This window comes from Haloglomus salinum (assembly GCF_024298825.1).
Taxonomy (GTDB): Archaea; Halobacteriota; Halobacteria; order Halobacteriales; family Haloarculaceae; genus Haloglomus; species Haloglomus salinum.
The window spans coordinates 2,814,714-2,839,543 of record NZ_CP101153.1 but is presented as its reverse complement, the minus strand read 5'-3'; the positions used below and the strand labels follow the sequence as shown (position 1 = coordinate 2,839,543).

The window sequence follows — 24,830 nt, the reverse complement described above, 5'->3', positions numbered from 1 at the left end:
CTCAGACCGCGTCCTCCCCCTCTGCGGCGATGGCCAGTCGCTTCAGCCGGTCCTGCAGGTCGTCCGCGCGGTCGGGCGTGAGTCCCGGGATGGAGACGTCGGCGCCGCGCGACCCCGCGGTGTAGACGACTACGGTGGCGAGGCCGAACGCCCGCTCGACCGGACCGCGCGAGGCGTCGACGTGCTGGATACGGACGTACGGGACGACGGTCCGGACGCGTGTAAGGACGCCACGGTCGAGGAACAACGAGTCCGTCCGCACCCGGTACGACCAGGACTCGTACCGGAGGTGTGCCCGGGTCGCGCCGAACAGGAACAGCACCGTGAACACGACCGGGCCGATCCACGCCGGAGCATCGAGGACGACGGACAGTGCACCGGTGACCGCGCCGAGGACCACCGCGGCGAGTGCCGCCCGAAGGATCCACACCAGCCGGACGGCGGACTCCAGCGACCGCTCCGGGCCCGTCAGCTCCGCCACGTCGACCGCGGCGGGGTCCAGCGGCTCGGTGGCGGCCCCGTCCTCGGTGGCCCCATCCCCGCTGTCGGTCACCTCTCGGACCGCGGACTCGGTGTCGGCCGTCTCCGCCGGAGCGGCGGCCTCGTCGCTGTTGCCGCCCCGGTCGTCCGGTCCCGGCGTGGCGTCGTCGACCCGCCCGTCGCCGTCACTCATTGGTTCCTCGGACGAGGTCGTGACTAAAGTAGCCCCCGACCCGCGAGTGGCTGGCAGGGTGAACTGCCGAAGCGGCGACGGGGCTCACGCCCGGTGGATGCGCCCCGCAGTCACCCGAATACGCTCTGCGAAGTGGAGGAGCGGCTCGCCCCCGGGATGGTCGAACCCGTTCACGTCGAACAGCTCGTTCCGGACGAAGTCCGCACTCGCGGGGGCCAGCTCCCACCGGGGGTGGTCGATGTCGCCGTACCAGAGCCGACCGCCCCCGTCGGCGGTGTAGAACCGGTAGTTCTCCGTGAGGAACGCCGGGAGCGAGCCCGGCTCGGGGACGAACGACTCCCCGTCGGGCCCGTACGCGGCCGCGAAGGCCGCCGAGCCGTCGGGCCGCTGGGAGCGGAACGCCACCCGGTCGCCGGCCGCGTCGATGGTCATGTTCGCCCGGTAGTACGGGAGCTGGAACAGCGAGCGCGCGATACCCACCCCGAGCCGGTCGTCGGCGTCGAGGTTGAAGAAGTAGACCCCGCGCCCGCCCTCGTCGGGGTCGTCGTCGCTGGGCCCGTCAGCCGTCTCGTGGACGTACGTCCGGAGGTTCAGCTCCCCGAAGGAGAGCCCCACCGGCGCGAACCGGGGACCGATGTCCCGCATCACGAACGGCACGACGCCGAGGTAGGCGTCCCCGTCGTAGGTGTCGACGGCGAGGCCGTCGGGGAGCCGCTCGTCGACGAGGGCGGGGTCGACCCGCCAGTGAGCGAACAGCAGGTCCTCCCACACCATCGAGAGGAGCTTGCAGTCGGCGAAACGGGCGCACATACCCACGACTACGAGCCGACGCGGTATCGGCCTGACGGCGTGGGCGGCGTTCGCCGGAGTGGAACCAGGACCTCTGCACGTCAGGCGTACCCGCGTCGCCGCTGGAGCTTTGTGGGTCGCCGGGACAGGCGTCGACATGGAGTTCCGAGTCGTCCAGGGCGACATCGCCGCGCAGTCCGCAGACGCGCTCGTGAACGCGGCGGGGACCAGCCTGCAGATGGGGAGCGGTGTAGCCGGGGCGCTCCGGCGCGGTGCCGGCCGCGAGATAAACGAGGAAGCGGTCTCGAAGGGACCAGTCGACCTCGGAGAGGTGGCTGTGACCGACGCCTACGACCTCGACGCCGGGTACGTCATCCACGCCGCGGCGATGCCCCACTACGGCGACGGGCAGGCGACCCGCCAGTCCATCCGGGCCGCCACGCGGAACACGCTGGGGACGGCCGACGAACTGGACTGTGCGTCGCTCGTGATTCCGGCGCTGGGAACCGGCGTGGCCGGGTTCGACCTCGAGGAAGGGGCCCGCATCATCTGCGAGGTCATCGACGCGTACGACCCGACGACCCTCTCCGATGTCCGGTTCATCGCGTACTCCGACGACGCCTTCGAGACCGTCCGAGACGTGGCAACAGCCATCACAGAGAGCCCGTGACAACCCACGGCTGCACACGGTCTGTCGAGGACGGATTCGGCCGTTCAGCCCGTTCCGGGGCGTATTATCTCGTTCTGAAACCGTTAGCGGTGGTTAAGTGACTGGGTCATCTACATGGTAGTGTGACGGGAGTCGAATCCGCTGGGACGGGTCCGGACGATGCCCCAGCCACGGCTCCCCCGTTCGGCGAGGCGGTGCCGTCGAACCTCCTCCTGCTGGGGCCGTCGATGGAAGGTGACGGTGACGCCATCGTGCGGCTCATGGAGAGCGTGACCGGCACGCCCTCCCTGCTCGCGGTGTCGCTCCTTCGGGACCCCGACGAGCAGATCGCCTCTTGGGAGGACCGGTGGCGGAAGCCGCCGAAGGAGGTGGCCACGATCGGCTGCAACCACACAGGGACGACGGGCACCAGCGCCGAGACCTCCTATCGGATGACCACGGTCGCCGACCCGGGCGACCTGACGGGGCTGGGCATCCGCATCAACGAGTGTCTCGACGCGTGGCAGGAACGCCAGTGCGTCGTCGTCTTCGACTCCGTGACGACGATGCTCCAGTACGCCGACACCAAGCAGGTGTTCCAGTTCCTCCACGTCCTGACGAGTCGCATGAAGCGGGCGGACGTGATGAGTGTCTTCTACATGGACCCCGAGGCACACGACGAGCAGACGGTGTCCACCATCCGGAGCCTGTTCGAGGGCGTCTACGAGTGGTCCGAGGACGGCTGGGAGCGGAGCTAGCTCCAGTCGTGCCAGGTGACCGGCGCGTCCGGCAGGCCGACGACCCGTACGAGGTCGCCCTTCTCGTCCTCGTGGACCTCGACCGTGCCGTCGAACGCCTCCTGTAGCATCGACACCGTCGCCGCCTCGACCTGCTCGGTGTCGAGCGTCGCGATACCGAAGAAGCCGGCGTCGTCGATGCGGTCCCGGACGACGTGACAGAACTTGAACACCTCGCTCCGGTCGAGGTGGGCCAGCATCCCCGTCAGCGAGAGGACGCCGATTCGGACACGGGGCACGTCGACGCGGTCGATAGCGTCGTTGAGTTCGCGCCCGATGGCCGCGAGGTCGTCCGGACTCCCGCCGTCGGCCGACTCGCCGCTCACGTCGATGACGGCCAGCTTCCCGTCCAGCGCGCCGCCGGAGTGGGCAGCGAGTTCGCGCTGGAGGTCGGCGGTGGACCGGTCCGTGCTGACCGGCACGATGCCCTCGCCGGTCTCGAGGCCGGCAAGGAGAATCTCGAACGCCGCACGCTCGGCGACCGCCCCCGGGCCGGTGATGAGAAGCGTCGTTCCGGGTGCCTGGCTCCGCGCCTCGGCGACGGGAAACGACGAGCCCAGGTCGTAGGCGTCCCGCTCGTTCGTGACTCCGCTCATGATGTTGAGAGTGTGTCAGGTTCGCAGGGTGGCGTTATGACTCCTCGGGTTCGGTCCGCTGGGCCCCTTCGTCGATACTGCGGAGCGCAGCGACGAAGCCGGCGTCGTCGCCGGCACCCGAGTCCGCGTCCTCGAGTTCGGCCTCCAGCTCGGCGAGCCGGGACTCCAGCTCGGCGAAGGCCTCGCTCTCGGCCAGTTCCTCCTCGCTCTTGCGGGCCTTCAGCGTCTCCTTCTTCGCCAGCAGTGAGGTGTACTCGTCGAGCGCGTCCGAGTAGGCCTCCTGCGAGCGGAGGCTCTCGATGGTGTCGCGCAGTCGGTCCTCGTCGATGGGCTTCGTGAGGTAGGCGTCGAACCCCATCTCGATGATGTCGAAATCCGGCTCGACGGCCGTGACCATAGCGAACTTCGCCTCGACACCCTGGTCCTGCATCTTCGCGAGCGTCTCCTTGCCCGACAGCCCCGGCATCATCCGGTCGAGCAGCACGACGCCGACATCGTCGTCGACGAGTTCCAGTGCCTCCTCCCCCTCCGCGGCCGTGATGACCTCGTAGTCGCCCGCGAGCCAGAGTTCGTACGTCCGGCGGAGTTCCTCCTCGTCCTCCACCACCAGCACCGTCGGCTGGTCGTCCGCCTGCCCGTCGCTTTCGCTCATGGGGCCATCATCGTCGCCCTCGGGAATAAACCCTCACCCGAGGCATCGGCACCCTGATACGAGCCGCGTGGGCGGGTTCCCGGCCGAAGCCGGGCCGTCAGGCGGGGACCTCGACCACGTCGGTCAGGTCCTCCGAGGGCTCGTCCGACTCGGGCGTGGCCCTGCTGAATCGGAAGACGAAGACCGCCCCCTCGGGGTCGTTGTCCTCGATGGTCACCTCGCCGCCGTACTTGCGCATCATCGTGTCGACGAAGAAGAGGCCGAACCCGGAGCCGGTGCCGTCCTCGTGGAGGCCGGTCTCGTCGCGGCGGAACACGGCATCCTTGAGGTCGTCGTCGACGCCGGGGCCGTTGTCGGCGATGCGGAGTTCGACGACTGCCTCCGATTCGTCCTCGTCCCCGGAGTGGTCGGCGAGTGCGTCGTCGTCGCGAACGCTGGCCGAGACAACGACCCGCGGGTCGTCCTTGTCGTTGTGCTCGACGGCGTTCGAGAGGACGTTGCCGACCACGTCGTCGAGCAGGTCGTCCGCGCGGACGTGGACCGGACCGGAGGGCAGGTCGGTCTCGACGGTCACCTCGTCGTAGGTGGTCCGGATGGTGTCGAGTTCGTGCTCGACGACCGCCTCCAAGTCGATGGCCTCCAGCCGGGGGTCGCTCGTCCGGAGTGCCTGCAGGATGGCCCGTGTCCGCTCGACCTGGTCGACGACGCCGCTGGTCTGCGTGAGGATGGTGTCGGCGAACTCACGGATGCGGTCGTCCTCGGCCTCGTCCTCGATGAACTCCGCCCGGGACTGGACGATCATCATGCTGTTGAGGATGTCGTGCCGGATGATGCTGTTCAGCAGCTCGAAGTTGTCGCGCGCGCGTTCGGCCTGGCGGGCGTCCCGGCGGCTGGTGATGCTGAGCGAACCCATCGCGGCCCCGCCCGCCGCCCCGACACCGGCCATCACCGCGACGACGTACTGTGGCTCGCCGACGGGCCGGGCCTCGGCCAGCCGGACGATGATGGTGGTGTAGACCCCGCCCGCCACGAGGGCCATTCCGACGAGTCCGAACAGGGTCACGCGCCAGCGCTCGTCCCGGTTGAACGAGGACGCGGCGAGCCGGTAGCCGCCGTAGACGACCACCAGCGACGGGATGGCTATCTGCGAGAACGCCACGACCGGCCCCCACTGGATGACCAGATTGGCCAGCTCCCGATTGAAGTTCCACAGCCCGACAGCCAGCAGAAGTACCCCGACGCCGCCGAGTGCGAGCGGGGGCCCCCACGGGCCGCGAAGGCGTCGCATACCACCATGCTGGAACACCGCTCGGAAACAGTTTGCGGGTGTGCGCAGTCCGTCACGCACCACTCGGTCGCTCCGCCCGCTACTCCTTTCGGAGCGCCTCATCGCGGAGTTCGCCGTGGGCGTGCCAGGTGCGGGGACGGCAGGCCACGAACACCGCCACCGCGCCCAGCAGGACGAGTACCGCGGTCACGACGGTACCGGGCACCATGCCGATGGCCGCACTCGCCGGCCAGGTATCCGGGCCGAACGCCGTCACACGGACGACCCACGCGCCGTTCAGTACCGCGAACAGCGGGAGGTAGATGCGACGCAGGCGGTGCGCGATGGCCTCCTCGGCGGTTATCTTCAGCGTCGGCTGGCGGTAATCGTCAGCCAGCTTCGACCGCCAGTCCGGGTCCAGCGGCTCGCGCTCGTCCAGTCCGGCTGCCCAGACCTCCTGCTGGAGGGTGCGGACCCGCGAGCGCCAGATGTCGTACGCCCGGTACCGCCGGGCCTCGACGGTGAGGAACGTCGCCAGCACGACGTTCCCGATGAGCAGCAGGTAGTGTGGGTTCTGCTCGCTGGAGAACGCCCACGTCAGTACCGCTGCAATCACGATAACAGCCCAGTTGGTGGTCCGGTCCAGCCGCTCGCGCCAGAACTTCATCCGGTGGATCTCTCCCCGGTAGAGGTGAGCCATCGCCGAGCTGGGACCCATCTCCGCGTCGAGCAGGCCCTCCCCGACCGACGGGTCCGGGCCGCGCCCGTCGACGTGGGGTGGCTCCTCGGTGGTCGCTCCGCCCGCACCGGCCTCGCGCTCGGCAGCCGGCCCGTCCGCTCCGGAATCGCACTCGGTAGCCGACCGCTCGGCGTCCTCGTCGGTTGGGGTGTCAGCGGGAGACATCGAGTTCAGACCAGTAGCTGGATGTCGGCCTCGGCCATCTCGGCGAGCGCCGATGCGGCGCCGACGCCGGTGGTGACCTCGTCGTAGAACTCGTCCTCGTCGTACTCCATCATGTCGGCGGTCATCTGACAGGCCTGCATGTCGACACCCATCTCGAGGCAGGTGTCGACCAGTTCGCCGATGGTTGGCGTGCCGACCTCGTCGATCTGCCGGTTCATCAGCTCCGTGGTCAGCCGGTCCATCCCCGGCAGCGCGGCGACGAGGTTCGGCATCGGCGTGTTCGGGTTCCCGACCGAGGAGAGCTGGAGCTCCTTCGAGCGCTCCTCGTGGAGGATTTCGAGCCCCCAGAACGTGTGGAACACCGTCACCCCCCAGCCGAATGCGGCGGCAGTCGACGCGAGGATGAGCGGCGGGTAGGCCATGTCGAGGGTCCCCTTCGTCGCGATGATGGTCATCTGCCGGGTGTCGTCCCCATCGTCCGCCGCCGCGCCGGCTTCGAGCTCCGCGACGCGCTCCTGCAGGGTCGCGACCTGTGCCTGGAGGTCGGCGCGGGACGGCCCGTCGGCCCCCCCTTCATCGGTCCCGGCGTCGACGGGGCCCCCGGCCTCGGAGGGGTCGGAACTCATGCGGTCTTCCGGACGACGTGTCGGAAGACGTCGCCCTCGTCGGACTGGTCCAGCAGTTCCACGCCCGCCGTGGTGTCGGCCCAGCCCGCGATGTCGCTCATGCTCCCGCGGTCCGTGGCGACGACCTCGAGAACCTCGTCCGCATCGAGCGTATCGATGGCCTGCTTGGTCTCGACCACCGGCATCGGACACGAGAGTCCCTTCACGTCCAGCGTCTCCGTGATATCGTATTCAGTGTTCATGTGGATAACACCATCTTGTACCTAACACACAATCCTCGTGCGGCACGCAAAAACCATTCGGTCATCTCAGCCAGCACCTCTCGCCACCAGTATGCCTCTACTTCCCCCATCTGAACCCCGTTTCCCGAGCGAGCGGGGGTTCGAGTGGAGTCGAGAGCCTCGACTTCGATAGTGAGTGCATTGTACCCTGGTTGCAAACTGTTTTGAATAACCGCGCCGAACGGTCGGCAATGACGGACCACTCCGCCGACGTATCCGGCGAGACGACGAGCCCGGAGTCGCTGCGGGCGCGACTCGAACGGGGGGAACCGGTCGGCCTCCTTGATGTCCGGGCCGAGGCCGAGGCCGAGCAGTGGCGCATCGACGGCGAACGCGTCGACTACCGCAACGTCCCCTACTTCCGGATGCTGGACGGCATCCCGGAGGCGGTCCTGGACGACCTCCCCGGCCCCGAGCCGGTGGTCGTCGTGTGCGCGAAGGGCGACTCGAGTGACTTCATCGCCGAGCAGCTCCGTGAGGAGGGCGTCGACGCCGTCAATCTCGACCGTGGGATGCGTGGCTGGGCGGACCGCTACGACTACACCGAACTCGAAGTCGACACGGACGCGACCGTCGCGCAGTATCATCGGCCCTCCAGTGGCTGTCTGAGCTACCTCGTCGTCGACGACGGCGAGGCGCTCGTCGTCGACCCGCTCCTGGCGTTCATCGACGAGTACGAGCAGGACGTGAAGGCGCTTGGCGCGGAGCTGACGTGCGCGATGGACACGCACGTCCACGCCGACCACGTCTCGGCGCTGTCGGCACTCGGCGACCGCGGCGTCGCGACCTGTCTCCCGGAGGCGTCGGTCGGCCGTGGCGTCACGTTCGACGTCGACCGGGAACTCGCCGACGGCGACACGCTCACCGTCGGCGACACGACGGTCGTGGTCCGCCACACGCCGGGGCACACCTCGGGGATGACCTCGCTGCTCGTCGACGATACAGTCCTGCTGACTGGCGACGGCCTGTTCGTCGACAGCGTCGCGCGCCCGGACCTCGAGGACGGCGCCGACGGCGCCCCGGACGCTGCCCGACAGCTGTACGACACCCTGCGACAGCTCCTGGAACTGGACGACGACGTGGTCGTCGCCCCGGCTCACGCCAGCGACGGGACGCCGACCCGGGAGGACAGCACCTACACGGCCACGCTCGGGACCGTCCGCGAGCGCCTCCCTGTGCTCGACGCGGACCGCGAGGCGTTCGTCGAACGGGTCCTCGCGGATATGCCGCCCAGGCCGGCGAACTACGAGACCATCATCGACACGAACATGGGTCGTGGCAACGTGACCCGTGAACAGCTACTCACCATGGAACTCGGACCGAACAACTGCGCGGCGAGCGAGGGCCGGCTGGATGGGGCGGCGCCACACGCCACAGACAGTCGAGCAGCCGGGACGCGAGACGGGGCTGACGACTGATGCTGGCGGACGCACTCGGCGCGGCCCTGCTCCAGACCGGCCCCGTGGTCGAGGCGATGCCGCCGTGGCTGGCGGCATACTTCCCGGACGGCGTGGTCGGCTACGCGGTCGGGGGAGTGTTCATCGGCCTCGGCGTGGCGGCCATCTACTTCGGTACCGGCATCATCGCGGGCGCCTCGACGTTCCTCGAATCGACGCTCTCGTACGCCTCGCGCTTGCCGCGGTTCAACCGCGGGAAGTACCTCGCCTCGCGCGACTGGCGGGTCACGTTCACCGCTGGCATCATCATCGGCGCCGCCGTCTACGCCCTGACGCTCGGGCCGGGCGGCTGGACCACACAGGTCCAGCCCTGGCGGCTGCTGGCCGGCGGGTTCCTCGTCGGCGTCGGGACCCGCCTCGGCAAGGGCTGTACCTCCGGGCACGGGGTCTGCGGCGTCGGCTCGGTCTCGGGGACGAGCATCACCAACGTGGCGACGTTCATGGTCGTCGCCATCGGAACCGCACAGGTCGCGCTCGCGCTGGGGGTGTCGCCATGAGCGACACCGACGTGGAGCCCGACGGCCGCGGCGCGCGCTTCCACGCCGTCATCCTGCTCGGTGGCATCCTCTTCGGCTTCGGCCTCGGCGTCAGCCGGATGGCCCGGCCGGAGGTCGTGCTGGACTTCCTCCAGTTGCAGGACCTCGGACTGCTGTTCGTGATGGGGGGTGCCGCGGTCGTCTCGGCGCTGACGTTCTATATCGGGACGAACGTGCTCGACCGGACCGCACCCCTGACGGGTCGGGCGTACACGCGCCGGGTGCGCGAGATGGACCGGAACGTCCTCGTCGGCGGGACCGTCTTCGGCGTCGGCTGGGGGCTCTCGGGCATCTGCCCGGGCGCCGCGTACGCCAGCGTTGGTATCGGGAACTGGCCCATCCTCTGGGCCATCGGCGGGATGTTCCTCGGCGCGTACGCGCAGGGGCTCGCGCGGTCGAAGCTGGCCGAACGGACAGCCGGGTCGGAGGTGGCCGGTGCGGACTGACCGCGAGCGGCCGCGTGGGCCGTGCCAGCCCCGGCAGGAGCCACGGACAGGCTCTTGTGTGGGAGGTGAGTACCCGTAACCATGCCCGACGCGATGACAGAACTCCTCCAGCAGGAGATGGCATGTGAGAGCCTGCTGGACTGCTTCCACGGGCTCTCGGAGCTCGACCGGCGGGTGTTCGGCCTGCTGGTCGACGCCGACGAGCCCCTGACCGTCGACGAGGTCGCGGACGCCGTCGACCGCGAGCGGACGACCGCCTACCGGTCGGTCAAGCGCCTGCGCGAGGCCGACCTCGTCGAGCGCGACCAGGTCAACCAGGACGGCGGGAGCTACTACCACGTCTTCTCGCCCCGCGACGCCGACGAGATCGCCGACGCGATGCAGCGGACGCTCAACGACTTCTACGCGAAGATGGGCCAGCTCGTCGGCGATTTCCGCGAGAAGTACGCCGAGGCGGAAACCGGCGAGCCCGGCGGCGGCCCCGAGGAACCGCTGACCGCGGAGTAATCGGCGGACACGAGGAACCAGCCGACCGAAGCGGAGCCACTCCAGCGCCAGCGAGACCGGACGGAGTATCGCGACCACGTGGCACATGGCGCGAGATTCGTGTTTTATGTCCACCCACCGTCTGTGGTCGCGTATGCACCTCGTCCGGCGGTTTCGCGATGCCGGTGTCGATGTGGCGACTGTAGGGCTGGTTCTCGCGTTCTACCTGTACACGTACGGGCGCCGAACGTTCTCACGCTCGATGGTCTACGTGGGGCTCGGGCTCGTCCTGGTGACGGCCGTCGCGACGCTCGCGGCCGTGTTCGTCGGGCCCGTCGACCGCGCTGGCCGTCGCCTGCGCCAGTGGTTCATCCTCTGTGTCACGGTCCTGCTGGCCCTCACCGCCGGCACCCAGTTCTACGGCTGGGGAACGGATTTCCAGACCGTGGCCGTCGAGGCGTACCTCACCGGCGTCGGGTTCATCGGCAGTTCGGCCGTCGTCGCACTGCTCGCCGCCGGGCTGGTGCTCCGGTCCGCCGTCGGCCTGCAGACCAGTCCACGCAGTTCGGAGACAATCCGGCAGGACGTGCTGGACGGCGACGACGGGGCCGGCGAACGGGAAGAGTAGCGGGCGCCGGTACTGGTGGCTGCAGCCCGGAGGGCGAGGACCGCTGAACCGCTCGGCCTCGACAGGGCGTTTCGAACTCGGACACCTCGTTCTCCGGAGTGCCACCGTCTCGCAGACAGCCCGAAGACGGAAGTACGACGTGTGGGAAGAACCAGCACAGATGGAGCCGGTGCTCTCACAGCCGGTGCTCCGGCTGGCTGTGGCCGCGGCGCTGGGGATGTTCATCGGCTTCGAGCGCGAGCGCTCGGAGAAGGCCGCCGGGGTCCGGACGTTCGCGCTGCTGAGTCTGGCCGCCGCCGTGTTCGTCGTGGTGGAGCGGCCGCTGTTGCTGGCGGTCGGCGGGCTCCTCGTGGTGGTGCTGGGCGGCCTGCTCGGCGCACGTGCCGTCGTCGGCGAGCGCGAGGGACTGGCACTCACGACGACCATCTCGATGCTGGTAGCGTACGGTGTCGGCGCGCTCGCCGGTGCGGGCGAACTCGTCACGGCCGTGGCCGTCGGGGTCGTCACCGCTCTGTTGCTGGTCTCGAAGCGCGAACTCCACGGCGTGGCCGACCAGCTCTCGCGCGAGGAGGTCCGCGCGGCGGCCCAGTTCGCCATCATCGGGTTCGTCGTCTACCCGCTCCTGCCCGCGGGCGAGCGGTCGGTCGCGCTCGCAGGGGCGACGGTGGCCGTCGAGCCACGCGTCGTCTGGGCGATGGTCGTCACGGTCGCGGGCATCGGCATCGTCAACTACGCCGCGGTCCGGGTGTACGGCGGTCGCGGTATCGCCGTCACTGGCTTTCTGGGCGGACTGGCCTCCTCGACGGCGGTCGTCGGGTCGGCGGTCGAACACGTCCGCGAGGACGCGGCGGCGACCCCGTACGCCGTGGCTGCGGTGCTGCTGGGGAACGCGGCGATGTCGCTCCGGAATCTGGCCATCGCGCTCGTGTTCACGCTCGGCGCGACCGTCCCGCCGCTGACGGACGTGGCGCTCCCGCTGGGTGCCCTCGCGGTGGGGAGCGTGGGGGCCGCGGCCACCGTCGCCGGCCGAGGGGGGGCACTGGACGTCTCGCTCGACCGGCCGTTCACGCTGCGGTACGTCCTCTCGTTCGGCCTCCTGTTCCTCCTCGTCGTGGTCGCCGGGAGCCTCGCGGACTCGCTGTTCGGGACGGCGGGCTTCTACGCCACGGCGGCGCTGGCGGGCCTCGTGTCGTCGGCCGGCGTGACGACCTCCGCGGTGGTGCTCTACCGGAGCGGCTCGATGCCCGCCGAGGAGGCCGTCGTCGGCATCCTGGTGGCGACCGCGGCGTCGCTGGTGGTGAAGGTCGCCCTGACCGCGCCCGCGTCCGACAGACGGTTCACACTGCGCGTCGCGGGCTGGTCGGGCGCGGCGGCGCTGGCGGCCGCGGCGGTTACGGTCGCGGCGCTGTTCACGTGATAGCCGGGTGGATGGGCTTCCGTGACCCGGGCCCGTCGGGGGACTTTTCCCGGAACGCCACCGAATCGGGAGCATGGACCTGACGCCGGAACAGCGAGCCGTCCGGGAGGCCGTCCGCGAGTTCGCCCTGGAGGAGATTCGCCCGGTCGCCCGCGAGGCAGACGAGAACGAGTCGTTCCCCGAGGAGGTCTGGGAGGGGCTCGCCGAGATGGACCTGACCAGTCTCACCGTTCCCGAGGAGTACGGGGGCTACGACGCCGACGGACTGACCTACGCGCTCGTCAACGAGGAGGTCGCCTACGGGACGCTGGCGGTGGCGACGGCACTGTCCGTCCACTCGCTCGCGACCTCCTGCATCGCCACGTTCGGCAGTGAGGAACAGCAGGAGCGCTGGCTGCCGGAGATGCGCGACGGCTACCCCGTCGGCGCGTTCGCCCTCTCAGAGCCCCATGCCGGGTCGAACCCGGCCGAGATGTCGACGGTCGCCCGCCGCGAGGGTGACGAGTACGTCATCGACGGCGACAAGCAGTGGATCACCAACGGCGAGCGCTCCGGTGTGGTCATCCTGTTCGCGAAGACCGACCCCGACGACCCCGGTTCCGTGACGCAGTTCCTCGTCCCGAAGGAGGTCGACGGGTTGAGTGTCGGGAAGAAGGAGGAGAAGCTCGGCCTGCGAGCGAGCGACACCACCTCGCTCACCTTCGACGGCGCCCGCATCCCCGCCGAGAACCGCCTCACCGAGGAGGGGCGTGGGCTCTCGGCCGCCCTGGAGATTCTGACGGGTGGGCGCGTCGGCATCGCCGCCCAGTCCGTCGGCCTCGCCCAGTCCGCGCTCGACCTCGCGACCGAGTACGCCACCGACCGCGAGCAGTTCGACCAGCCCATCGCCGACTTCCAGACAATCCGGCACAAGCTCGCGGATATGCGGGCGGACACGCAGGGTGCGCGGCTGCTCACCTACGATGCCGCGCGCGGGCTGGACGAGGGCTCGCCGCCCGCCGAGGCCGCGTCGATGGCGAAACTCAAGGCGAGCGAGACGGCCATGGACGTGACCAACGAGGCCGTCCAGATCCACGGTGGCTACGGCTACACCACGGACTTCCCCGTCGAACGCCTGTATCGCGACGCGAAGATAACCACCATCTACGAGGGGACCAGCGAGATACAGCGGACCGTCATCGCCCGGGAGTGGCTGGGCGAGCGGTAGTCGCCGGGGGCGGGGCACAAGCCGTTTGGTCGACGGGACACAACCTGGGGACAATGGCAGGTACCGACCCCCTCGACGGCTACGACGCGGTCGTCTACGACCTCGACGGGACGCTCGCGGAGCTGGCGGTCGACTGGGAGCACGTCCGGCAGGACGTGGGCCGGACGCTCTCGGACCACGGTGCGGACCCGGACGGACTGGACCTCTGGTCGATGCTGGAACGGTCGCGGCAGGAGCCCACGCTCGCCGAGGCGGTGGAGGCGACCATCGCCGAGCACGAGCGCGAGGGTGCACGCACTTCGGAGCGGCTCGGGTGTGCCGACATCCTCCTCTCGCACCCCGAGCCGCTTCCCGTCGGCGTCTGCTCGCTCAACTGCGAGGACGCGTGCCACCTCGCCCTGGAGCGTCACGACCTCGACCATCGCGTCCGTGCGGTAGTCGGCCGGGACAGCGTGGCGACGGAGAAGCCCGACCCCGAGCCGCTGCTGGCGACGCTGCGCGGGCTCGAGGTCGAGCCCGACCGCGCGGTGTTCGTCGGCGACGGCCGGCGCGACGAGGTCACCGCCGAGCGCGCCGGCACCGCGTTCAGGTACGTCGAAGAGTGGCTCTGAGCCTCGCCGCTCCGCTAATCGTTCTCCGCGGGGTCGGGTCCAGTTTCGATGTCGACATCCGACTCCTGACGCTCCTGCCGGCGGGCGTAGAGGTAGACCGCGACGGCGGTGACGAACCAGACGAGCGCGCCGACCCGGACGGCGAACGAGGCCATCGCGGTCCAGGTGGGGAGCGTGACGGCGGCCGAGGCGATGGCGACCACGGGGGCGCCGACGACGATGGTGAGGACGAACGTGGTCTGCATCACCCAGCCGAAGTCCACGCCGTCGGGGTCGGTGCTGTCGACGCGCTCGGGCATGTGATACCGGGTTGTAGTGGTTCGCGGTAAGCGGTTACGGTCGCTAGATGGGAGCGTAGGTTCGATAGAGCCGTCCACAACCACTAGAATTTCCAAGGTATTCCAACTTTACCACATTTATATCGAAATATTATGGCTTTATGGCACCCATTAGTAGAATTGAATCCCGATGACGACGATGGAACTCTGTTGAAAGCCCCCACTCGCTCGACCAGCCGCGGCTCGTTGCGCTCTTCACGGTCCGGGCGTGCGGCGGCCTCCCTTCGGTCGGCCGCCGTTCCGGGCACGCGTTGCGGTGCTTACGTCGCCGGGGCTGGGTCGAGCGAGTGGCCCCTTTCAGTCCCGCCCTGTTGCCTGTTGCACCGAGCGTATGCGGTGGCGGTTCCAGCGGAGTGCTAGTCTCCCCACTCCTCCCCGCGCGAGCGCCGATGGCTGCCGAACACGCTCACCCCGTTCGCGGTTCGGCGCGGGTGGCGCTCGCGCGCTTCCTGTTCACGGAACCGGCCGGCCGAGCAACCTCTCTCGGGCCGGGAGTGCGTGGCGAACCCCTTGCGGGTGAGCCCGCGTGACCCGGGGAAGGGCAGGAGCGCCCCGCCCGTGTCACACACCACGTTCGGGGGGGAATGGAAGGGGCGGCGGGCTCGACCCGTCCCGGACGACGCAAGCACCGCAGGGAGCGAACGAAGTGAGCGACCGAGGAGCGTGGTTCGAGAGACGCCAGAGGCGTCTCTCGTCATCACGAACGGCGGCTTCGCCGCCGTTCGAACGACAGCGAGGTCCGGACGTTCTCGCGAGCGAAGCGAGCGAGAAGTCGTCAGAGCTTGCTCTGACGGAAGTCGAGCCCGCCGGGGCTTCCTACAGGTTGTATGGAACGGCGGACCCGTCGCACACATCAGGCACTCGAGAGAGGAGGCGGACCCGTCGCACACACCGACCAACCGGCAAAGAACGCCAGAGACGACCGTACAAGAGACGACTTCGAGCGAGAGGGGCCACGCTTTTCGCGGCCGGGGCAGAATCCAGACCACACATGCGAGCGAAGGACATCCGCGCGAAGGCCGGCGAGGAGCCCATCACGATGCTGACGGCCTACGACGCGCCCACGGCCGAACTCGTCGACCGAGCAGGCGTCGACATGATTCTCGTGGGCGACTCGGTTGGCAACCTCCGGCTGGGCCACGACTCGACCCTCCCCGTCACGGCCGACGAGATGGCCAGTCTCACGGCCGCGGTCGCACGCGCGACCGACGACGCGTTCGTCATCGCGGACATGCCGTTCCTCTCGTTCGGCGTGGACGAGGCCGACTCCATCGAGAACTGCGGCCGGATGGTCAAGGAGGCCGGCGCCGACGGCGTGAAACTCGAGTGCGGCAAACACACCGTCGACCTGACCGACCGCCTGACCGACCTCGGCATCCCGGTGCAGGCCCACCTCGGGCTCACCCCGCAGCGCGAGAACGAGACCGGGCTGTTCCGGCAGGCGACCGACGACGAGGCCGCTTCGGAGATGCTCGAACTCGCGACGGCCCACGAGAAGGCCGGCGCGTTCTCGCTCGTCCTCGAACACGTCCCCGCGAACGCCGCGGCCGCGGTGACGGAGGCGCTCGACATCCCGACCATCGGCATCGGCGCGGGCCCGAACTGCGACGGGCAGGTGCTCACCGTCGACGAGGTCATCGGCCTCACCGAGGGCGTCGCGCCGTTCTCGAAGAAGTTCGGCGACGTGCGTGGGGAGATGGAGCGCGCCATCGAGGGCTACGTCGACGAGGTCGAGGGAGGCGAGTTCCCGGCCGAAGAGCACAGCCACGTCGCCGAGGACCTGGACACGGACGACCTCTACTGAGTCGGCGTTTCGTGCTCGCCGTCGGTCGGGGCGTCACCTGCCGCGGGGTCGTCGGGGACGAACCGCCCGGCGACCCAGCCGACCGCGGCCGCGATGGCCGCGGGAATTCCGACGGACACCAGCAGGACGACGAACAGCCCGCCGCGCTCCGAGAGCCCACCGTCGATGTTCACGAACGGGCTGAGTGCGACGAGCGGCACCAGCAACAGGACGAGCGCGATAGCGTAGCCGCTCTTCGACACGGCTCCCTGGACCGTCCGCTGGCGGACGAGATAGGCAGTCGTCACGAGCCACGCGACGATGCCGAACAGGACGCCGTAGCCGCTGTTGGTCACGACGCCGAGGACGACGGTCCCGACGAGGCCAGCGATGGCCCCGCCAACGATACCGACGAGGATTGTGAGCGCGTTGTCCACGAGCCCGTCCGGGTCGAGGAGCTGGCCGTCGGACGAGTCCCCGGTCGACGACCCCGCGCCGCCACCACCGACAGTCTCCTCGACGACATCCCCCAGCGACGGGGCCTCGTTCGAGTCCCAGGTCCCGTCGTCGTCGGCGTCCGCCGCCGCCTGCTCCTCGGTCAGGTCGGCCGAGCAGTGCATGCAGTAGGTGGCGGTCACACCGATGGGTTCGCCACACTCCGGACACCGCGGGTCGGTCTCCATGTTATCCACGGCCCGCCACCCCGTTCACGAGTCGGTCGAGTGACATCCGTTCTCGCCCCCTGTTACGAGAACTCACATCACAGTCCGTAATCAGTCTATGGTGCGCTGATTGCTCGACGCGCCCGTCGTGGATGTCCGCCACGACCGACCCGGGCGGGAGTTGGTCCACGTCGAGCCGGGTCGACGCGCACCCGACCCGAACGGGGAGTAGTGCGTCGCTCCCACGACGATGGGGAGGGCGCGCCGGCGCGGGCGGCGCACTCGGCCATGTTCGACGGTGGGGTCCCCGCCCTCGCTGTCGCGGGCATCGTAGCCGCGCGCCGTGGCGAGGCACTTCGCCCGCTTCGTCGCTCGCCCGTCGCCGCTGTTCGGGTTGCGGACGAGGACCCTCCTGCGCCGTGCATGCCCCGTGAGCCGGTGGCCGACCGGAAGTAGTCATCTGCGCCCGATGCGGCGGTCAGGCAGTCAGGCCGCCAGCTCGTCGAGGAACTCGTCGACAGCGGCGTCGAAGGCGACCGGACGCTCGAGGTACGGCATGTGCGCGGCGTCGGCGAGTTCCACGTGGCGGGCATCGGGGAGGTGCTCGGCGAGGTACTCGTGGAAAGCCGGCGGGGTGAGGCTGTCGTGCTCACCGTTGCAGACGAGCGCCGGCACGTCGATCTCGCCCAGGCGGTCGCGCACGTCGAACGCGTCGCAGGCCCGGAAATCACGCTCGGTGGCGCGCTGGCCGACCTCGTGGAACATCTCCCGGGCGTCGGCCACCCGCTCGCCGTCCGTCTCGTGATACAGCATGTCCTCGCCCAGGAGCGTCTCGACGGCTGCATCGTAGTCGGTCGCGAGCGCGTCGAGCAGTTCGTCGGCGACACCCAGCTTCGCACCCGTTCCGACGAGGACGAGCCCATCGAGGTCGAGGTCGCTCTCCAGGGCGACCGTCAGGGCGACCGCACCACCGAGAGAGTTGCCACAGAGGACCGTCGCGTCGGTCTCGCGGGCCACGGTCGCCGTATCCTCGGCGTACGCGGTCATCGCGTCGAGGCCCGCCTCGGGACCGAGGTCGACGTCCTCGCTCTCGCCGTGGCCGCTCAGGTCCAGCGCGACCGCGTCGTGGTCGGGCCGACCGTACTGGTTGGCCCAGAGCGAGTGGGTCCCGCCGCTCCCGTGGGCGTACAGCACCGTCGGTGCCGGGTCGTCGGTGTCGGCAGGCGCGTCCCGGTAGGCCGTCGTGCGACCGTCATGTGTGACGTGGTCCATACCACCCCTGCGGCCGGCGCCGGTATGAAGCCAGCGCGGCGAGCGCTCGTGTGAACCGCAATTCACCTCTTCGTCCGGAATCGGCACCCGTTCCGGCCACCATCAGGGAAGGATTTATATATTAGAATGACTAACTCAGAGTTAGTATGGCAGAGACCCAGCGGTTCGCAGAGCGCGACGTCGTCGCACGGCAGTACGAGTACGCCGACGGCGACGTGCTGGCGTTCGACCTCGGCGCCGGAGTGGCCGGCGCCGTGGACGTGGTCGACGGGACCCTGATGGTCGTCGTCGACGACGAGCAGTTCGAGATGGACCTCCCCGAGGGACGGCCCGCCAAAGCGACTATCAACAACGGCGTCGTCACCGTCGAGATGGACGGTTCGGTCGCCCCAGACGGTGATTCGACCGATATCGATGTAGGGGACGGTGAAAGCGAGACGGACGAGGGCACGGAGGACGAACGATGAAGCTCACGGTCAAACCACTCAAACAGAAGGACGCGGGACGCGGCCTCGCGGCCGTCGACCGCGCGGCGATGCGGGAGATGGAACTGGAAAACGGCGACTACATCCTCATCGAGGGCAGCGAGGGCCGCGCCGTGGCGCGTGTCTGGCCCGGCTACCCCGAGGACGAGGGGAACGGCATCATCCGGGTCGACGGCCGCCTCCGGCAGGAAGCCGACGTCGGCATCGACGACCGGGTCGAGGTGGAGCCGGCAGAGGTGAAGCCGGCGACCAGCATCACGGTCGCACTGCCCCAGAACCTCCGCATCCGCGGTAACGTCGGCCCGCACATCCGCGACAAGCTGAGCGGGCAGGCCGTCACGAAGGGCCAGCAGGTGCCCTTCTCGCTCGGGCTGGGCCCGCTCTCCTCGATGAGCGGGCAGAAGATCCCGCTGAAGGTGGCCGACACGGACCCGGAGGGGACCGTCGTCGTCACGGACTCGACCGAGATCGAGGTGAGCGAGAAGCCCGCCGAGCAGATCTCCGGACAGACCACCGGCGACACCGACACGCCGAACGTCACCTACGAGGACATCGGCGGGCTCGACGACGAGCTCGAGCAGGTCCGCGAGATGGTGGAGCTGCCGATGCGCCACCCGGAGCTGTTCCAGCAGCTCGGCATCGAGCCGCCCAAGGGCGTGCTCCTGCACGGTCCGCCGGGCACCGGGAAGACCCTGATGGCCAAAGCGGTGGCCAACGAGATCGACGCGTACTTCACCGATATCTCGGGCCCCGAGATTATGTCGAAGTACTACGGGGAGTCCGAGGAGCAGCTCCGCGAGATCTTCGAGGAGGCCACGGAGAACTCGCCGGCTATCGTCTTCATCGACGAGATCGACTCCATCGCGCCCAAGCGCGGCGAGACCTCCGGTGACGTGGAGCGCCGCGTCGTCGCCCAGCTCCTCAGCCTGATGGACGGGCTGGAGGAGCGCGGACAGGTCACCGTCATCGGCGCGACCAACCGGCTGGACTCGCTGGACCCGGCGCTGCGGCGTGGCGGCCGGTTCGACCGCGAGATCGAGATCGGCGTCCCGGACAAGGCGGGCCGCAAGGAGGTCCTGCAGGTCCACACCCGCGGGATGCCGCTGGTGGAGGGCATCGACCTGGACAAGTACGCCGAGAGCACGCACGGGTTCGTGGGCGCGGACCTGGCGTCGCTGGCGAAGGAGAGCGCGATGAACGCGCTCCGGCGGGTGCGCCCGCAGCTCGACCTGGAGCAGGACGAGATCGACGCGGACGTGCTCGACTCGCTGGAGGTCACCGAGCGTGACTTCAAGGAGGCCCTGAAGGGCATCCAGCCCTCGGCGATGCGCGAGGTGTTCGTCGAGGTCCCCGACGTGTCGTGGGACCAGGTCGGCGGGCTGGAGGACACCAAAGAGCGCCTCCGCGAGACCATCCAGTGGCCACTGGACTACGCCGACGTGTTCGAGCAGATGGACCTCGAGGCCGCGAAGGGTGTGCTGCTGTACGGCCCGCCCGGCACCGGCAAGACCCTGATGGCCAAAGCGGTGGCCAACGAGGCCCAGAGCAACTTCATCTCCATCAAGGGGCCCGAACTGCTCAACAAGTACGTCGGCGAGTCCGAGAAGGGTGTCCGCGAGGTGTTCGAGAAGGCCCGCTCGAACGCCCCGACGGTCATCTTCTTCGACGAGATCGACTCCATCGCGGGCGAACGTGGCCAGCGGATGGGCGATTCGGGGGTCGGCGAACGCGTCGTGAGCCAGCTCCTGACCGAGCTGGACGGGCTGGAGGAACTGGAGGACGTGGTCGTCGTCGCGACGACCAACCGGCCGGACCTCATCGACAGTGCACTCCTCCGGCCGGGCCGGCTGGACCGCCACGTCCACGTCCCGGTGCCCGACGAGGAGGCTCGCCGTGCCATCTTCGCGGTCCACACCGAGCGCAAGCCGCTCGCGGACGACGTGGACCTCGACGCGCTGGCCCGACGGACGGACGGCTACGTCGGTGCGGACATCGAGGCGGTCTGCCGCGAGGCGTCGATGGCCGCGACGCGTGAGTTCATCAACTCCGTCTCTCCCGAGGAGACCGCAACCAGCGTCGGGAACGTCCGTGTAACGATGGACCACTTCGAGCAGGCGCTCGACGAGGTCGGCGCCAGCGTCGACGAGGAGACCCGCGAGCGCTACGACCAGATCGAGGAGCGGTTCTCGCGCGGACAGGCCGCGGAGGACGAGGTCGAGGTCTCGCGGACCTTCCAGTAAGAGCCAGCCTCCGTGCGCCCTGATTTCGCGGTAACGATAATGAAGAACCCGGCGTTGGCCGGTTTCGGGATTTACACCGTTAATACCACCTAGCCCACCGATAAACGCCGTTAGAATAGTTGGGCTTATACGCGTGGGATTGTACAACAGGGGTATGGACTTCGAACTGTCCGACGAGCAGGAGCAACTCAAGAAGGAGGTTCGTCGGTTCGCCGAGAACGAGATCAAGCCGGTCGCGACCGAGTACGACGTCGAGGAGAAGTACCCCCACGACGTGATGGAGAAGGCCGCGGAGAACGGCCTGCTCGGCGGGAGCCTGCCCATCGAGTACGGCGGTGCCGGCCTCGACACGCTGGACACGTCCATCGTCGTCGAGGAGATGTTCGCCGCGGACCCGGGCATCGGATTCTGCGTCACGGCGTCGGCGTTCGGGAGCGAGGCCATCGTCGAGTTCGGGACCGAGGAGCAGAAGGAGGAGTACCTCCCTCCCATCGCCGAGGGCGAGTCCGTCATGGGCGCGGCCATCTCCGAGCCGGACACCGGCTCCGACGTCTCCTCGGTCTCGACGACCGCCGAGAAGGACGGTGACGAGTGGGTCATCAACGGCAACAAGATGTGGATCTCGAACGGGACCGTCGGCGACTACTTCGTCGTCCTGTGCAAGACGGACCCGGACGCCGAGGGCCGCTACAACGGCTTCAGCCAGATTATCGTCGAGGCCGACCGCGATGGCTTCGAGGCCGACAAGATTCACGGCAAGCTCGGCATCCGCGCGTCCGACACGGCGGAACTCATCTTCGACGATGTCCGTGTCCCCGAGGAGAACCTGCTGGGCACGGAGGGCATGGGCTTCCTGCAGCAGATGCAGTTCTTCGACGAGACCCGGACCGGCGTCGCCGCACAGGCAGTCGGTATCGCGAAGGGCGCCGCCGAGCGCGCGCTGGAGTACAGCCAGCAGCGTGAGCAGTTCGGCCAGCCCATCGGCGAGTTCCAGGCCATCCAGCACAAGCTCGCAGAGATGCACACGGACATCGAGGCGGCCCGCCAGCTGACCTACAAGTCCGCCTGGTCCGTCGACAACGCGGACGGGCAACTGACGACGCTGGCCTCCATGGCCAAAGAGTACGCGAGCCGTGTGGCGGTGGACGTCGCCAACGAGGCCGTGCAGATCCACGGCGGCTCCGGCTACGTCAACGACTTCGACGTCGAGCGCTTCTACCGCGACGCCAAGATCACCCAGATCTACGAGGGCACCACCGAAATCCAGAAGAACATCATCGCCCGCGAACTCCAAGGTAAAGGGTTCTAAAGAGCTTTTTTGACGCCTCGGGTGGCCTCGGCTGCACTTCGCGCCGCCTGCGGCCACCGCTCGGCGTCGTGGAATCGCTCCGCGATTCCACGGGCAATCAGAACGCGAAGCGTTCTGATGACGCCAAAAAACGTTCAGAAAAAATGCCGGCGACTCACTTCGTTCGTCGCCGGTGAACCGCGCTCGCTTCGCTCGCGCGGACGAATTTCCCAGATTGCTGGCCGCACCACCGCGATAAATATCCAAAATCCACTCTCCAGCATTTACGTTCGATTTTTCAGAATATCTGAAATTTTCTGGCCTTATTCGGCCATTCCGTACTTTCAAATACCAGCCCGCGACCAGCGCCCCCGTGACCTGACGAGCCATCGCCGGACCGCCGACCCGAGCAGTCAGCACGCCACTGACTGGTCGGTTCCGCCAGCGCGGCACCACGGTCCGGCGCGCGGAGAGCGGTGCCGCCTGTTCGCCAGCCACTGCAACCGATCCCACGGCCGTCGGGGCCACGGTCGCCGGGGTCGGTGGACCTTTGCGGACCGGCGCGGCAGTGGTCGGTATGGAAGTCGTCATCCTGGCCGCGGGGCAGGGAACCCGGATGCGCCCGCTGACCGACGCCGTCGCGAAGCCGATGCTCCCGGTCGGCGACCGACCACTGTGCGCGCACACGGCCGACGCCGCCGTGCGCGCCGGCGCCGACGAGCTGGTGTTCGTCGTGGGCTACCGCGGCGAGGATGTCCGCGAGCACTTCGGCGACGAGTACCGGGGCGTCCCGGTCCGGTACGCCGAGCAGGCGGAGCGACTGGGGACTGCCCACGCCGCTGCGCAGGCCCGCCCGTATCTGGACAGTGACTTCGTCGTCCTGAACGGCGACGACCTCTACGACGCGGCCGCACTGGACGCCCTGTTCGACGTGTGTCCCGCGGTCGGTGCGTACGAGGTGGACGACCCGCGCCCGTACGGCGTCTTCTCCATCGAGGAGGGCCACGTGACCGACGTGATAGAGAAGCCCAGCGAGCCGCCCAGTAACCGGGTCAACGTCGGCGCATACCACTTCCCCGCGGAGGCCGCCGACTGGCTGACCGAGACGGAGCTGTCCGACCGCGGAGAGCACGAGATCACCGACGTATTGGGCCGTGTGGTCGACGCGTTCGACGTGGCCGCCGTCGACGTCGAACGGTGGCTCGGCGTCGGCCGGCCGTGGGAGCTACTCGAAGCGAACGAGTGGAAGCTCGGCGAGCTGGAGCGGCGCATCGACGGCGACGTACGCGGTGACGCCGAACTCCGGGGCGACGTGGTCGTGGAGGAGGGTGCAACGGTCGAACCGGGCGTCGTCATCGAGGGGCCCGCGCTCGTCCGCGAGGGCGCCGAGGTCGGCCCCAACGCGTACGTCCGGGGCGCGACACTGCTCGGGCCCGATACGCACGTCGGCCACGGCGTCGAGGTCAAGAACACCCTCGTGATGGCCGGCTCGAACGTTCCGCACGTCTCCTACGTCGGGGACAGCATCCTCGGTCCGGATGCGAATCTCGGCGCGGGGACGCAGGTCGCCAACCTCCGTCACGACGACGGGGACGTGTCGACCGTCGTGAAGGGCGAGCCGACCTCGACCGGCCGCCGGAAGTTCGGTGTCGTCGTCGGTCCGGGTGCGAAGACCGGAATCAACACCAGCCTCTACCCCGGGAGCGTCCTCCCGACCGACGGGTGGACCCGGCCCGGCGAGGCGTATCGCGGCCCCGATCTGTCGTCGGACGAGGAGGCGTAGCTATCGCCCGCCGAGAGTGTTGCCGCAAGAACGCAGCCGAAAGTATGGGCATAAGTAGGGTCGGTGTCTGGCCTCGGGTAATGGTAGACCCGACCTCGGACCTGGGTGAGGATGTCACCGAGGAGGACGCCCCGCAGTGTCGAACCTGCGGCGAGCCGATCCTGAACGACCCGCAACACCGTGTCATTACCTGGGTCGAGGACGGCGAAGTCCGGAGCGCACACTTCTGTGACGATACCTGCCGGATGGACTGGGACGGCAGGTAAGGAAAACGGAGCGGGGTGGCGTGCAGGGGACGTCGTAAAGTCTCCCTACCCAAGGTGACGGTCGGAGCCCCACCGCACGCCGGAGAACAGTACGACACGCGCAGGTGTAAGTCCTGCGCCCGCTCGCAGTGCGGACACCGTCCCGTCTCGGAGCCACCGTACGAGAACCGGTCGCCTGTCGGTTCACCGCGCACTGTCGTCGGGTAGGCTTATCATTCGGGGTCCCCAGCCTCCACCCATGACGGAGGAGCAAGACTCGGAGATCGACACACCGGTGAGCGAGATCATGACATCGCCGGTTCGCACCGTGCCGGCCGACACCACCATCGCCGAGGCCGCACAGATCCTCTCCAGCGAGGGAATCGGCTCGCTGATCATCGGCGAGGACATCATCGATGGCATCATCACCGAGATGGATGTCGTCGAGAGCGTCGGGAACGCGATGGACCCCGAAACGACGACCGTAGAGGAGCTGATGTCCGACCCCGTCGTCACCATCCGACCGAACGAGTCGGCCCGCGTCGCCGGCGAGCGGATGGGTCACAACGGCGTCAAGAAGCTCCCCGTCGCCGAGGACGGCAAGGCCGTCGGCATCATCACCACGACGGACCTCGCGCTCTACCTGCCCCAGCTCCGCATCAACATGACGCCCCAGCCCGAGCCCGACATCGGCAAAGGGGAGTACGAGTAA

28 protein-coding genes are annotated in these 24,830 nt (G+C 68.7%); 17 read left to right on the top strand and 11 right to left on the bottom strand.

What is annotated here, in order from left to right:
* Position 1 precedes the first annotated feature (1 nt).
* A complete protein-coding gene (locus NL115_RS13630) occupies positions 2 to 472 on the bottom strand; it encodes a PH domain-containing protein (RefSeq protein WP_254833093.1) in 471 nt (156 codons plus the stop codon).
* Between the two features lie 285 nt (positions 473 to 757).
* Positions 758 to 1,483, bottom strand: coding sequence for a YqjF family protein (locus tag NL115_RS13625; protein ID WP_254829904.1), 726 nt, complete (start codon positions 1,481 to 1,483; stop codon positions 758 to 760).
* A 136-nt stretch (positions 1,484 to 1,619) separates the two neighbouring features.
* Here NL115_RS13625 and NL115_RS13620 point away from each other — a divergent pair, with 136 nt between their 5' ends.
* Both NL115_RS13620 and NL115_RS13615 read left to right on the top strand, forming a co-directional pair.
* The gene (locus NL115_RS13620; protein WP_254829903.1) at positions 1,620 to 2,132 is read left to right on the top strand and encodes a macro domain-containing protein; all 513 of its coding nucleotides are present in this window, start codon (positions 1,620 to 1,622) and stop codon (positions 2,130 to 2,132) included.
* A gap of 122 nt (positions 2,133 to 2,254) precedes the next feature.
* Positions 2,255 to 2,869, top strand: coding sequence for a DUF7504 family protein (locus NL115_RS13615; protein ID WP_254829902.1), 615 nt, complete (start codon positions 2,255 to 2,257; stop codon positions 2,867 to 2,869).
* Here NL115_RS13615 and NL115_RS13610 read toward each other — a convergent pair.
* The 6 genes from NL115_RS13610 to NL115_RS13585 form a co-directional block, all read right to left on the bottom strand.
* Positions 2,866 to 3,504: an RAD55 family ATPase gene (locus NL115_RS13610; protein ID WP_254829901.1), complete on the bottom strand. Its 639-nt coding sequence runs from the start codon at positions 3,502 to 3,504 to the stop codon at positions 2,866 to 2,868. The genes NL115_RS13615 and NL115_RS13610 overlap by 4 nt on opposite strands.
* Before the next feature lie 34 nt (positions 3,505 to 3,538).
* Positions 3,539 to 4,156 (bottom strand): response regulator, encoded by a 618-nt coding sequence (locus NL115_RS13605; RefSeq protein ID WP_254829900.1) that lies wholly within the window; start codon positions 4,154 to 4,156, stop codon positions 3,539 to 3,541.
* A 97-nt stretch (positions 4,157 to 4,253) separates the two neighbouring features.
* Positions 4,254 to 5,444, bottom strand: a complete 1,191-nt coding sequence (locus NL115_RS13600) for a sensor histidine kinase (RefSeq protein WP_254829899.1) — start codon at positions 5,442 to 5,444, stop codon at positions 4,254 to 4,256.
* Between the two features lie 79 nt (positions 5,445 to 5,523).
* Entirely contained in the window at positions 5,524 to 6,327 is an 804-nt protein-coding gene (locus tag NL115_RS13595) for a DUF2270 domain-containing protein (protein ID WP_254829898.1), read from the bottom strand.
* A 5-nt stretch (positions 6,328 to 6,332) separates the two neighbouring features.
* Complete coding sequence (locus NL115_RS13590; protein ID WP_254829897.1) at positions 6,333 to 6,953, bottom strand: DsrE/DsrF/DrsH-like family protein; 621 nt, start codon at positions 6,951 to 6,953, stop codon at positions 6,333 to 6,335.
* Positions 6,950 to 7,195, bottom strand: a complete 246-nt coding sequence (locus NL115_RS13585) for a sulfurtransferase TusA family protein (RefSeq protein ID WP_254829896.1) — start codon at positions 7,193 to 7,195, stop codon at positions 6,950 to 6,952. The genes NL115_RS13590 and NL115_RS13585 overlap by 4 nt, the downstream gene beginning before the upstream one ends.
* Positions 7,196 to 7,425: 230 nt before the next feature.
* On the opposite strand from NL115_RS13585, the gene NL115_RS13580 reads away from it, so the two are divergent.
* The 8 genes from NL115_RS13580 (at position 7,426) to NL115_RS13545 (ending at position 14,022) form a co-directional block, all read left to right on the top strand.
* The gene (locus NL115_RS13580; RefSeq protein WP_254829895.1) at positions 7,426 to 8,652 is read left to right on the top strand and encodes an MBL fold metallo-hydrolase; all 1,227 of its coding nucleotides are present in this window, start codon (positions 7,426 to 7,428) and stop codon (positions 8,650 to 8,652) included.
* A gap of 56 nt (positions 8,653 to 8,708) precedes the next feature.
* Positions 8,709 to 9,188 carry a YeeE/YedE family protein gene (locus tag NL115_RS13575; RefSeq protein ID WP_254833092.1) on the top strand — a complete coding sequence of 160 codons (480 nt, stop codon included), beginning with the start codon at positions 8,709 to 8,711 and terminating at the stop codon, positions 9,186 to 9,188.
* Positions 9,185 to 9,673: a YeeE/YedE family protein gene (locus NL115_RS13570; RefSeq protein ID WP_254829894.1), complete on the top strand. Its 489-nt coding sequence runs from the start codon at positions 9,185 to 9,187 to the stop codon at positions 9,671 to 9,673. The genes NL115_RS13575 and NL115_RS13570 overlap by 4 nt, the downstream gene beginning before the upstream one ends.
* An 81-nt stretch (positions 9,674 to 9,754) precedes the next feature.
* A complete protein-coding gene (locus tag NL115_RS13565; RefSeq protein WP_254829893.1) occupies positions 9,755 to 10,180 on the top strand; it encodes a helix-turn-helix domain-containing protein in 426 nt (141 codons plus the stop codon).
* 133 nt (positions 10,181 to 10,313) lie between these two features.
* Positions 10,314 to 10,787 (top strand): hypothetical protein, encoded by a 474-nt coding sequence (locus NL115_RS13560; protein WP_254829892.1) that lies wholly within the window; start codon positions 10,314 to 10,316, stop codon positions 10,785 to 10,787.
* 160 nt (positions 10,788 to 10,947) lie between these two features.
* Complete coding sequence (locus tag NL115_RS13555) at positions 10,948 to 12,204, top strand: MgtC/SapB family protein (RefSeq protein WP_254829891.1); 1,257 nt, start codon at positions 10,948 to 10,950, stop codon at positions 12,202 to 12,204.
* 73 nt (positions 12,205 to 12,277) lie between these two features.
* The gene (locus NL115_RS13550; protein ID WP_254829890.1) at positions 12,278 to 13,411 is read left to right on the top strand and encodes an acyl-CoA dehydrogenase family protein; all 1,134 of its coding nucleotides are present in this window, start codon (positions 12,278 to 12,280) and stop codon (positions 13,409 to 13,411) included.
* A 53-nt stretch (positions 13,412 to 13,464) separates the two neighbouring features.
* On the top strand, positions 13,465 to 14,022 hold the full coding sequence (locus NL115_RS13545; RefSeq protein WP_254829889.1) for an HAD family hydrolase: 558 nt from the start codon (positions 13,465 to 13,467) through the stop codon (positions 14,020 to 14,022).
* A gap of 14 nt (positions 14,023 to 14,036) precedes the next feature.
* On the opposite strand, the gene NL115_RS13540 is transcribed toward NL115_RS13545, so the two are convergent.
* Entirely contained in the window at positions 14,037 to 14,321 is a 285-nt protein-coding gene (locus tag NL115_RS13540; protein WP_254829888.1) for a DUF5822 domain-containing protein, read from the bottom strand.
* Between the two features lie 1,030 nt (positions 14,322 to 15,351).
* On the opposite strand from NL115_RS13540, the gene panB reads away from it, so the two are divergent.
* Entirely contained in the window at positions 15,352 to 16,164 is an 813-nt protein-coding gene (panB, locus tag NL115_RS13535) for a 3-methyl-2-oxobutanoate hydroxymethyltransferase (RefSeq protein WP_254829887.1), read from the top strand.
* Here panB and NL115_RS13530 read toward each other — a convergent pair.
* Both NL115_RS13530 and NL115_RS13525 read right to left on the bottom strand, forming a co-directional pair.
* On the bottom strand, positions 16,158 to 16,826 hold the full coding sequence (locus NL115_RS13530; RefSeq protein WP_254829886.1) for a zinc ribbon domain-containing protein: 669 nt from the start codon (positions 16,824 to 16,826) through the stop codon (positions 16,158 to 16,160). The genes panB and NL115_RS13530 overlap by 7 nt on opposite strands.
* Before the next feature lie 465 nt (positions 16,827 to 17,291).
* Positions 17,292 to 18,077: an alpha/beta fold hydrolase gene (locus NL115_RS13525; protein ID WP_254829885.1), complete on the bottom strand. Its 786-nt coding sequence runs from the start codon at positions 18,075 to 18,077 to the stop codon at positions 17,292 to 17,294.
* A 146-nt stretch (positions 18,078 to 18,223) separates the two neighbouring features.
* Here NL115_RS13525 and NL115_RS13520 point away from each other — a divergent pair, with 146 nt between their 5' ends.
* The 6 genes from NL115_RS13520 (at position 18,224) to NL115_RS13495 (ending at position 24,830) form a co-directional block, all read left to right on the top strand.
* Positions 18,224 to 18,544, top strand: a complete 321-nt coding sequence (locus tag NL115_RS13520; protein ID WP_434083996.1) for a DUF7127 family protein — start codon at positions 18,224 to 18,226, stop codon at positions 18,542 to 18,544.
* Entirely contained in the window at positions 18,541 to 20,802 is a 2,262-nt protein-coding gene (locus NL115_RS13515) for a CDC48 family AAA ATPase (protein WP_254829884.1), read from the top strand. The genes NL115_RS13520 and NL115_RS13515 overlap by 4 nt, the downstream gene beginning before the upstream one ends.
* A 154-nt stretch (positions 20,803 to 20,956) precedes the next feature.
* Complete coding sequence (locus NL115_RS13510) at positions 20,957 to 22,111, top strand: acyl-CoA dehydrogenase family protein (protein WP_254829883.1); 1,155 nt, start codon at positions 20,957 to 20,959, stop codon at positions 22,109 to 22,111.
* Positions 22,112 to 22,667: 556 nt separating this feature from the next.
* Positions 22,668 to 23,873: a bifunctional sugar-1-phosphate nucleotidylyltransferase/acetyltransferase gene (glmU, locus tag NL115_RS13505; RefSeq protein ID WP_254829882.1), complete on the top strand. Its 1,206-nt coding sequence runs from the start codon at positions 22,668 to 22,670 to the stop codon at positions 23,871 to 23,873.
* An 80-nt stretch (positions 23,874 to 23,953) separates the two neighbouring features.
* Positions 23,954 to 24,139 (top strand): DUF7576 family protein, encoded by a 186-nt coding sequence (locus NL115_RS13500; RefSeq protein WP_254829881.1) that lies wholly within the window; start codon positions 23,954 to 23,956, stop codon positions 24,137 to 24,139.
* A gap of 238 nt (positions 24,140 to 24,377) precedes the next feature.
* Positions 24,378 to 24,830 (top strand): CBS domain-containing protein, encoded by a 453-nt coding sequence (locus NL115_RS13495; RefSeq protein ID WP_254829880.1) that lies wholly within the window; start codon positions 24,378 to 24,380, stop codon positions 24,828 to 24,830.

What these genes read in the sequence shown, in the direction of transcription:
- NL115_RS13520 (WP_434083996.1), top strand. Translation starts at nt 18,224, where the DNA reads ATGGCAGAGACCCAGCGGTTCGCAGAGCGCGACGTCGTCGCACGGCAG.
- NL115_RS13510 (WP_254829883.1), top strand. Translation starts at nt 20,957, where the DNA reads ATGGACTTCGAACTGTCCGACGAGCAGGAGCAACTCAAGAAGGAGGTT.
- NL115_RS13525 (WP_254829885.1), bottom strand. Translation starts at nt 18,077, where the DNA reads ATGGACCACGTCACACATGACGGTCGCACGACGGCCTACCGGGACGCG.
- NL115_RS13540 (WP_254829888.1), bottom strand. Translation starts at nt 14,321, where the DNA reads ATGCCCGAGCGCGTCGACAGCACCGACCCCGACGGCGTGGACTTCGGC.
- NL115_RS13600 (WP_254829899.1), bottom strand. Translation starts at nt 5,444, where the DNA reads ATGCGACGCCTTCGCGGCCCGTGGGGGCCCCCGCTCGCACTCGGCGGC.
- NL115_RS13605 (WP_254829900.1), bottom strand. Translation starts at nt 4,156, where the DNA reads ATGAGCGAAAGCGACGGGCAGGCGGACGACCAGCCGACGGTGCTGGTG.
- glmU (WP_254829882.1), top strand. Translation starts at nt 22,668, where the DNA reads ATGGAAGTCGTCATCCTGGCCGCGGGGCAGGGAACCCGGATGCGCCCG.
- NL115_RS13515 (WP_254829884.1), top strand. Translation starts at nt 18,541, where the DNA reads ATGAAGCTCACGGTCAAACCACTCAAACAGAAGGACGCGGGACGCGGC.
- NL115_RS13555 (WP_254829891.1), top strand. Translation starts at nt 10,948, where the DNA reads ATGGAGCCGGTGCTCTCACAGCCGGTGCTCCGGCTGGCTGTGGCCGCG.
- NL115_RS13565 (WP_254829893.1), top strand. Translation starts at nt 9,755, where the DNA reads ATGCCCGACGCGATGACAGAACTCCTCCAGCAGGAGATGGCATGTGAG.
- NL115_RS13530 (WP_254829886.1), bottom strand. Translation starts at nt 16,826, where the DNA reads ATGGAGACCGACCCGCGGTGTCCGGAGTGTGGCGAACCCATCGGTGTG.
- NL115_RS13575 (WP_254833092.1), top strand. Translation starts at nt 8,709, where the DNA reads ATGCCGCCGTGGCTGGCGGCATACTTCCCGGACGGCGTGGTCGGCTAC.
- NL115_RS13610 (WP_254829901.1), bottom strand. Translation starts at nt 3,504, where the DNA reads ATGAGCGGAGTCACGAACGAGCGGGACGCCTACGACCTGGGCTCGTCG.
- NL115_RS13620 (WP_254829903.1), top strand. Translation starts at nt 1,620, where the DNA reads ATGGAGTTCCGAGTCGTCCAGGGCGACATCGCCGCGCAGTCCGCAGAC.
- NL115_RS13590 (WP_254829897.1), bottom strand. Translation starts at nt 6,953, where the DNA reads ATGAGTTCCGACCCCTCCGAGGCCGGGGGCCCCGTCGACGCCGGGACC.
- NL115_RS13550 (WP_254829890.1), top strand. Translation starts at nt 12,278, where the DNA reads ATGGACCTGACGCCGGAACAGCGAGCCGTCCGGGAGGCCGTCCGCGAG.
- NL115_RS13570 (WP_254829894.1), top strand. Translation starts at nt 9,185, where the DNA reads ATGAGCGACACCGACGTGGAGCCCGACGGCCGCGGCGCGCGCTTCCAC.
- NL115_RS13495 (WP_254829880.1), top strand. Translation starts at nt 24,378, where the DNA reads ATGACGGAGGAGCAAGACTCGGAGATCGACACACCGGTGAGCGAGATC.
- NL115_RS13580 (WP_254829895.1), top strand. Translation starts at nt 7,426, where the DNA reads ATGACGGACCACTCCGCCGACGTATCCGGCGAGACGACGAGCCCGGAG.
- NL115_RS13560 (WP_254829892.1), top strand. Translation starts at nt 10,314, where the DNA reads ATGCACCTCGTCCGGCGGTTTCGCGATGCCGGTGTCGATGTGGCGACT.
- NL115_RS13545 (WP_254829889.1), top strand. Translation starts at nt 13,465, where the DNA reads ATGGCAGGTACCGACCCCCTCGACGGCTACGACGCGGTCGTCTACGAC.
- panB (WP_254829887.1), top strand. Translation starts at nt 15,352, where the DNA reads ATGCGAGCGAAGGACATCCGCGCGAAGGCCGGCGAGGAGCCCATCACG.
- NL115_RS13625 (WP_254829904.1), bottom strand. Translation starts at nt 1,483, where the DNA reads ATGTGCGCCCGTTTCGCCGACTGCAAGCTCCTCTCGATGGTGTGGGAG.
- NL115_RS13585 (WP_254829896.1), bottom strand. Translation starts at nt 7,195, where the DNA reads ATGAACACTGAATACGATATCACGGAGACGCTGGACGTGAAGGGACTC.
- NL115_RS13595 (WP_254829898.1), bottom strand. Translation starts at nt 6,327, where the DNA reads ATGTCTCCCGCTGACACCCCAACCGACGAGGACGCCGAGCGGTCGGCT.
- NL115_RS13500 (WP_254829881.1), top strand. Translation starts at nt 23,954, where the DNA reads ATGGTAGACCCGACCTCGGACCTGGGTGAGGATGTCACCGAGGAGGAC.